The organism is Rahnella sp. WP5, assembly GCF_000745615.1.
Lineage (GTDB): Bacteria > Pseudomonadota > Gammaproteobacteria > Enterobacterales > Enterobacteriaceae > Rahnella > Rahnella aceris.
Genome location: NZ_JQJR01000025.1, coordinates 21,900 through 28,235, shown reverse-complemented (window position 1 = coordinate 28,235; position 6,336 = coordinate 21,900). Strand labels below are relative to the sequence as shown.

6 protein-coding genes are annotated in these 6,336 nt (G+C 51.1%); 2 read left to right on the top strand and 4 right to left on the bottom strand.

Features of this window, described 5'->3' with window-relative positions; translation table 11 throughout:
- Positions 1-672 precede the first annotated feature (672 nt).
- A complete protein-coding gene (gene purH / locus EX31_RS16860) occupies positions 673-2,262 on the top strand; it encodes a bifunctional phosphoribosylaminoimidazolecarboxamide formyltransferase/IMP cyclohydrolase (RefSeq protein WP_037035726.1) in 1,590 nt (529 codons plus the stop codon).
- A 46-nt stretch (positions 2,263-2,308) separates the two neighbouring features.
- The gene (gene purD, locus EX31_RS16855; protein ID WP_037035725.1) at positions 2,309-3,598 is read left to right on the top strand and encodes a phosphoribosylamine--glycine ligase; all 1,290 of its coding nucleotides are present in this window, start codon (positions 2,309-2,311) and stop codon (positions 3,596-3,598) included.
- A gap of 219 nt (positions 3,599-3,817) precedes the next feature.
- Here purD and EX31_RS16850 read toward each other — a convergent pair whose 3' ends face one another.
- The 4 genes from EX31_RS16850 to nfi all read right to left on the bottom strand — a co-directional run bounded on the left by EX31_RS16850 (position 3,818) and on the right by nfi (position 6,327).
- Positions 3,818-4,504: a DUF1481 domain-containing protein gene (locus tag EX31_RS16850; protein WP_369794811.1), complete on the bottom strand. Its 687-nt coding sequence runs from the start codon at positions 4,502-4,504 to the stop codon at positions 3,818-3,820.
- Between the two features lie 18 nt (positions 4,505-4,522).
- A complete protein-coding gene (hupA, locus tag EX31_RS16845; RefSeq protein WP_013577396.1) occupies positions 4,523-4,795 on the bottom strand; it encodes a nucleoid-associated protein HU-alpha in 273 nt (90 codons plus the stop codon).
- 190 nt (positions 4,796-4,985) lie between these two features.
- On the bottom strand, positions 4,986-5,576 hold the full coding sequence (locus EX31_RS16840) for a YjaG family protein (RefSeq protein WP_013577397.1): 591 nt from the start codon (positions 5,574-5,576) through the stop codon (positions 4,986-4,988).
- A gap of 70 nt (positions 5,577-5,646) precedes the next feature.
- On the bottom strand, positions 5,647-6,327 hold the full coding sequence (gene nfi / locus EX31_RS16835; RefSeq protein ID WP_037035724.1) for a deoxyribonuclease V: 681 nt from the start codon (positions 6,325-6,327) through the stop codon (positions 5,647-5,649).
- Between the last annotated feature and the right edge of the window lie 9 nt (positions 6,328-6,336).

Here is a 6,336-nt window from a genome sequence, read left to right as displayed (position 1 = left end):
GATTTGCTTCAACAAGTGAAGCGGTGCTCAGAGATTACTTCGTAATAATTCAACTAAATGAATTACTGCTTGGTCACTCTAAGACTTGATATTTTTTGCCACCGAAGTGGCTGATATCGTCTTGTGAGTGCCCACACAGATTGTCTGATAAATTGTTAAAGAGCAGTGAGTTACGCGCTTTCGCTTGCTAACTCGAGGTGGCGTATATTACGCTTTCCTCATTCAGTGTCAACCGTTTATTTTATCCGGTTGCCGCTGTTTTTAATCTTTCCGACCCGGTCACTTCGTGATGTTGTTCACGTTGTTCCCTGTCGATGGAGCGGCATTATAGGGAGTTCTCAGCAGGCCGCAAGGGCTAATTTTAAGAAAAAACACCGTTTGCTGCATTACACAGCAAACCCACTGCTTATACCGTGTTTTGCACAGATTTATCCACAGAGGCGCAGGAATCTCAAATTTTGCGAGCGTCGCGCAATCGTTTTCGCTACAATTTCGCGCGTCAGTTTTCACTGCCCTTTAGGGGTAATAAATGAAAAGTCAGTCGCCGAAGGGAAGTTATCCAAGCTCAATCCCGCGTTTTTCTGCAAATTGCTCTATATAAAGAGAAGAAAAGCGTCATTGAATTCAGATAACGCTCTTTACTGCGACTCCAAAGCCAAGGATATAACCACCATGCAACAATCTCGTCCAATCCGCCGTGCCCTGCTCAGTGTTTCTGACAAAGCCGGTATCGTAGAATTCGCCCAGGCTCTGTCTTCGCGTGGCGTTGAATTACTTTCCACTGGCGGCACCGCCAGCCTGTTGGCGAAAGCCGGCCTGCCAGTCACTGAAGTCTCTGACTACACCGGCTTCCCGGAAATGATGGATGGACGCGTCAAAACCCTGCACCCGAAAGTTCACGGTGGCATCCTCGGTCGTCGCGGGAAAGATGATGAAATCATGGCACAACATTCCATTGCGCCAATCGACATGGTGGTCGTTAACCTTTATCCGTTCGCACAAACCGTCGCACGTCCAGATTGTTCACTGGAAGATGCGGTAGAAAACATTGATATCGGCGGCCCTACCATGGTTCGCTCGGCAGCGAAGAACCATAAAGATGTGGCGATCGTAGTAAAGAGCAGCGATTACGCTTCTATTATTGAAGAGATGGATGCCAACAACAGCTCGCTGACGCTGGCGACCCGTTTCAACCTGGCGATTAAAGCCTTTGAACACACCGCCTCTTACGACGGCATGATTGCTAACTACTTTGGCACGATGGTTCCGGCTTACCACGGTGATACTGAATCGGCTTCCGGCCAGTTCCCGCGCACACTGAATCTTAGCTATATAAAGAAACAAGATATGCGTTATGGCGAAAACAGCCATCAGAACGCTGCCTTCTATATAGAAGAGAGCGTTAGTGAAGCTTCCGTTGCCACCTCAACCCAGCTGCAGGGCAAAGCACTTTCCTATAACAACATTGCGGATACCGATGCGGCTCTGGAATGTGTGAAAGAGTTTGCTGAACCGGCCTGCGTCATTGTCAAACACGCCAACCCTTGCGGCGTAGCTATCGGCGACAGCATACTGGCAGCTTATGAACGCGCCTATCAGACTGACCCGACCTCAGCTTTCGGCGGCATTATTGCCTTCAACCGTGAACTGGATGCTGAAACGGCAAAAGCGATCATCAGCCGTCAGTTTGTGGAAGTGATCATCGCACCATCGGTAAGTGCCGAGGCACTGACACTCACCGCCGCGAAACAAAACGTTCGTGTACTGACCTGCGGACAATGGGAAGGTCGCCAGAAAGCGCTCGACTTCAAACGTGTCAACGGCGGACTGCTGGTTCAGGATCGCGATTTGGGTATGGTTGATACCGCTGATCTGCGTGTGGTATCCGAGCGCCAGCCGACAGAGCAGGAACTGACAGATGCCCTGTTCTGCTGGAAAGTCGCAAAATTCGTCAAATCCAACGCCATTGTGTATGCACGAGACAAAATGACCATCGGTATCGGCGCAGGCCAGATGAGCCGCGTTTACTCCGCTAAAATTGCCGGTATTAAAGCCGCTGACGAAGGCCTGGAAGTGGCCGGTTCCGTAATGGCTTCTGATGCCTTCTTCCCGTTCCGCGACGGTATCGACGCTGCGGCAGCGGTAGGTATTACCTGTGTTATCCAGCCAGGCGGTTCTATCCGTGACGATGAAGTGATCGCCGCGGCTAACGAACACGGCATTGCGATGCTGTTCACCGACATGCGCCATTTCCGTCATTAATTTTCTTTTAGCGGGTGCGATGCGCCCGCTCACCCGGAGTCTTCGAATGAATATTTTAATTATCGGTAACGGCGGGCGTGAACATGCACTGGCATGGAAGGCATCGCAGTCACCTTTGGCTGATAAAGTCTTTGTTGCACCAGGCAACGCCGGTACCGCGCTGGAACCGTTACTGGAAAACGTTGATATCGCCGCAACGGATATCGCCGGTTTGGTGGCTTTCGCTAAAAGTCATGACATCGGGCTGACGATTGTCGGCCCTGAAGCGCCGCTGGTGATTGGCGTGGTTGATGCTTTCCGTGCAGCCGGTCTGAAAATTTTTGGCCCGACGCAGGAAGCCGCGCAACTGGAAGGTTCTAAAGCCTTCACTAAGGATTTTCTGGCTCGCCATAACATCCCAAGTGCCGATTATCAGAACTTCACCGAAATCGAACCCGCCCTGGCTTATCTGCGCAGCAAAGGCGCGCCGATAGTCATCAAAGCCGATGGTCTGGCAGCAGGTAAAGGCGTCATTGTTGCGATGACGTTGAAAGAAGCGGAAGACGCCGTTCACGACATGCTGGCGGGAAATGCTTTCGGTGATGCAGGTCATCGCATTGTTATCGAGGAATTCCTCGATGGCGAAGAAGCCAGTTTCATCGTCATGGTCGACGGCAGCAATGTGTTACCGATGGCGACCAGTCAGGATCACAAACGCGTGGGTGACGGCGACAGCGGTCCGAACACGGGCGGCATGGGAGCCTATTCTCCGGCGCCGGTCGTAACCGATGAAATCCATCAACGCGTGATGGATCAGGTCATCTGGCCGACTGTTCGCGGTATGGCGGCGGAAAATAACACTTATACCGGTTTCCTGTATGCCGGTCTGATGATTTCAGCCGACGGCCAGCCGAAAGTGATCGAGTTCAACTGCCGTTTCGGCGATCCGGAAACTCAGCCGATCATGTTACGTCTGCGTTCTGATCTTGTGGATTTATGCCTGGCCGGTGCTGAAGGTCGTCTGGGTGATAAAACATCTGAGTGGGATCCGCGCCCGTCTCTGGGTGTCGTGCTCGCAGCCGGTGGCTATCCTGCTGATTATAAAACCGGAGACGTTATTCATGGCCTGCCGCTGGAAGAAGTGCCGGATGGTAAAGTCTTCCACGCCGGGACCCGTTTGCAGGATGAACGTGTGGTCACTAATGGCGGTCGCGTGTTATGTGTGACGGCATTGGGTAAAACGGTGGAAGCAGCCCAGGCACGCGCTTATGATTTAGCGAAAGACATTCATTGGGAAGGTAGTTTCTGCCGCAAAGACATCGGTTATCGCGCCATCGACCGCGAACGTAATCAGTAATTACATCTCACCCGACGATCAAAAAAGGCACGCTTCGGCGTAATGCCGGTCACTTAAGGAAATGAGGCCCGTGAATTTGGGCCTTCGATGAAGAAAAATAGCGCTATAAGCCTGATTCCTTCATTATCCTTTGAAGCACAAAAATGAATTTGTATTCATAAAAATGCTTAAGTGACTGGCATTACGCTTCGGCGTGCCTTTTCAATAGTGAAAACGGGATCAGAGATCAGACTCTTTTGGTTCCCATTTACAGAAATCTTCATTGGCGACCAGCAACAGTTCGTTGCCTTGCGGAGCCGTCAGCCAGGCTAAGCCCAGATTATCGTTACTTCGGCTGGCCCGTTTCGCCAACCAGACCTGTGAACGGACAGTCAGTGCCGGCGTCACCTGCTCGCCTGCGCAGGTCGTTATTAACCCTTTGCGCCAGCGTGCCTGGACCAGCCGGACATTCCCTGCCCGCAGCGCATTGCTCAGGTCGAGGGTTTTTGACGCTTCATATTTATAGCGTTCGATTTCGTCTGACGATAACTTCTCGCGGCGCTCAGGGAGTTGTCGCTGCATAAAGCTAACGTTGCCACCCTCGTCAAAACGCAGCATGACACCCAAATCAGTTTTAGTCGCATGGGTTTCTTTAATCAGGTGCAATTGCCCCTGCTGGAATTCGTATCGGGTAATAATCGTATCGCCGCCGTAATAGGGGCTATAGACGTTGAGAATGGTTTGAGGCTCGTGCTGTGCGCTGTCTTCGCGCCAGAGCCGGTTGATACCTTGATCAGCGACATAGCCGCTGGCAAAGAATAACTCAGGGCCTTTTTTAGAACTGCAACCCACCAGACCGAGCACCAGTAAACCTGCTACCAGTCCGGGGGTGATAAACTGAAGGGCCTTAAAGGCCCCCCCGCTTATTCTTTTCACTGCAAGCAATTACTTAACAGCGTCTTTCAGAGCTTTACCAGAAACGAACGCAGGCACGTTTGCAGCTGCGATTTTGATTTCTTTACCAGTCTGTGGGTTACGACCAGTACGCTCGTTACGATGATTTACCTTGAAAGTCCCGAAACCAACTAATTGTACAGCATCACCTTCTTTCAGAGACTCGGTAATAGCAGACAGGGTAGATTCAAGAGCAACTTTGGCCTGTGCTTTGGAAAGATCAGCTTTGTCCGCAATTACATCAATCAGTTGAGTCTTGTTCATAAGTTATCCTTTACAGTGTGTTTATCGTTTGCAAAGCATCAAGTGCGACGGATATGCCGATTGACAGCACCCTCCTGCATACACGCACCGATAGCCACTTTTTTTACGCCCCCCAAATGTAGACCAGACAGGGTGCGGATGTGAAGCCTTAAGGCACGACAAATCAGGCGTTAAATCACGTTTTCTTGCCTTATTGCGCTAAATTTATGCCAATGTTACTGACAGCAGCTTCACGCAGGTCAGAACGTAACCCTTTTATTAATTCCAGGTCACGCTCCTCACAGTCAGCCAACAGGCGAAAAATCTCCCATTGGATGTCCCATTCTTCTTCAACGGCAGGAATGACTTTGAGTTCTTCATCGGTCATTTCTTTCCCGGCCTGAGTCATTTCCAGCATCGCGACAGTACGAATTGACGTCTCACTGACGGCAACCGCGTGAGACAGCGTTTCGCCACTCAGACGCGAATGAATCAGTTCGCCTAATGCAATACACGCATCAATGGCCGGATAAACCCCATAGATGTCGTAATCATCAGAAGAAGGCACCGCTTCCTCCAGTTTTTCGAGCTGTGAGTCAAAATTGACCTTGGCGTCTTTTACCACCAGCGTTTCCCAAATTAAATCCAGGATGCGGCGGTAAAGCTGTGGTTCGCCAAACCCGGTTTCCAGGCAAAATGCCTGATAGTTCGGATACATGCGTTCACACAAGCTCGCCATAAACGTCACGTGTTGCCAGCTTTCCAGCTTTTCGAGACGTAAATGAATTGGATTACGTAACATGAGTTGATCTCGTTAACTTTTCTGCGCGGGAGTTTACCTGAAATAAATCAATATCCCTATTCCTTGATTCCTAAAGATCATCACTCAACCGTTGCCAGCGTTGAAACGCCGCCCGGTTTGATGCCACGGCATCCGCCCAACGGGTAGGCTCCGGCAGACGATATTGCCTTATGCACTGTTCGACCCAATAAAACGATGAATCCATGCTGATACGATTACCGGGTGAGATGAATAATGGATTACAGCGTAGCTTGCTGCGCCACACCCAGCCAATCTGTTCATCCCCTTCGTACAGCGCCTGGCGGCTGTGTAGTTCATCGCCTAATGGCAGGAACTGACCGCATAGACGACTTTTCGCCACACCAATCGTCGGCACGTCGATCATCAGACCAAAGTGACTGGCAACGCCGAGACGGCGCGGATGCGCGATCCCTTGCCCGTCGACAAAAACCAAATCAGGCTGCAATGAGAGTTGCTGCCAGGCTTGCAGCAGTGCGGGAAGTTCGCGGAAGGAAAGGAAACCGGGAATGTATGGCATAACAGTGGGAATGCGGGCAATCTGATATTCCACCAGTTCCAGCGTTGGGTAGCGCAAAACAGCCACCGCCGCACGCGTCACCTCACCGCCCTGTTCGAAACCGACATCCACTCCCGCGATCAACGCGGGAGTGGTAAATCCTGGCGGATCCTGCAGTTCGATCTGATCAGCGAGGATCCGTTGTTCTTCACGTAATGCACGGGTATCGATCATACCGGGATT

Excerpts from the sequence above, each read along its gene's own strand:
- purH (WP_037035726.1), top strand. The coding sequence starts at position 673 with ATGCAACAATCTCGTCCAATCCGCCGTGCCCTGCTCAGTGTTTCTGAC.
- nfi (WP_037035724.1), bottom strand. The coding sequence starts at position 6,327 with ATGATCGATACCCGTGCATTACGTGAAGAACAACGGATCCTCGCTGAT.
- hupA (WP_013577396.1), bottom strand. The coding sequence starts at position 4,795 with ATGAACAAGACTCAACTGATTGATGTAATTGCGGACAAAGCTGATCTT.
- purD (WP_037035725.1), top strand. The coding sequence starts at position 2,309 with ATGAATATTTTAATTATCGGTAACGGCGGGCGTGAACATGCACTGGCA.
- EX31_RS16840 (WP_013577397.1), bottom strand. The coding sequence starts at position 5,576 with ATGTTACGTAATCCAATTCATTTACGTCTCGAAAAGCTGGAAAGCTGG.